At 35.1% G+C, this 943-nt stretch carries 1 protein-coding gene; it reads right to left on the bottom strand.

Annotation, left to right across the window (positions count from 1 at the left end; genetic code table 11):
- Positions 1–157 precede the first annotated feature (157 nt).
- A complete protein-coding gene (locus ACFIJZ_RS09900; RefSeq protein WP_375624397.1) occupies positions 158–787 on the bottom strand; it encodes a hypothetical protein in 630 nt (209 codons plus the stop codon).
- Positions 788–943 lie beyond the last annotated feature (156 nt).

Here is a 943-nt window from a genome sequence, read left to right as displayed (position 1 = left end):
CTAGTTCCAAACTTTAATTACATTTCCAATACGACTTATAAATTGTCTATGTTAACACCACAACAATACATGGCATCTCTACCTTGGCACCGTAGAACATTGGAGAGACTCCGTTATTATTGGGAGTACAGAATATGGCTTTAGCTATTAGAATTATTCACGAAGGCGTTTTTTCTTTGAAAAATTTATTCCAAAAAATATTGTTCTGTTCATCTGTACACCGGAAAAAACCAAGACAAAACGTAGTCTCCAGCTTTTCTTCTGGATCATTACATGAAGTGTGTTCAACTACAATGATTATAGGTTTTCTTAAGCATGGTTCTATTGGTTTTATATCAAACCAAAGGGCCAATTTATCCTCATGTTCTATACTAAAAAGGTCAAAAAAACCCGTACGCTCAGGCTTTAGTTTTGGGTCTATTAAATCAATGTGCTTTGGGGTTTTTAAGGAGATTTTCGTTGCGTTTTTATATTTCTTAGAGTCTGAGATACCTTTGGTGGGATCTGGGTAGCATGCTTTTCTAAATTCAAACGGGTTGTCTTCAGGGATTTTTATGTGATTTATCTTGATTATTTGTTTTGTTGGATTGTGGATGATTAATTCTAGGCGAACGTTAAGTTCTTTAAGGGTATTTGGAGATGTTTGCGCAAGAATTTTACGCACACTATAACTTTGTAATTTTTGTCCTAAACGTTTTTCTTTTTGTTCTTTGTGGTATTTATAAAAAACAAAGCCTGCTGAAATTACACTGATGATAAAAGAAGTAAGCCAAGATATTATTGACATATTTCACACACCTTTCCCTCCCCGCTTTTTGAAAAAAACAATCATATAAAACACATTATGTATGGAGTGGCGTGGTGAATAACACGATTCTTTGTTTTGATCTAGGTACCAAAACGGGGTGGGCGATACGTGGTGCAAGTGGTGACATGTTCAGTG

The organism is Bartonella sp. CL70QHWL (genome assembly GCF_042194855.1).
Classification (GTDB): Bacteria; Pseudomonadota; Alphaproteobacteria; order Rhizobiales; family Rhizobiaceae; genus Bartonella.
This window is presented reverse-complemented; position numbering and strand designations above follow the sequence as displayed.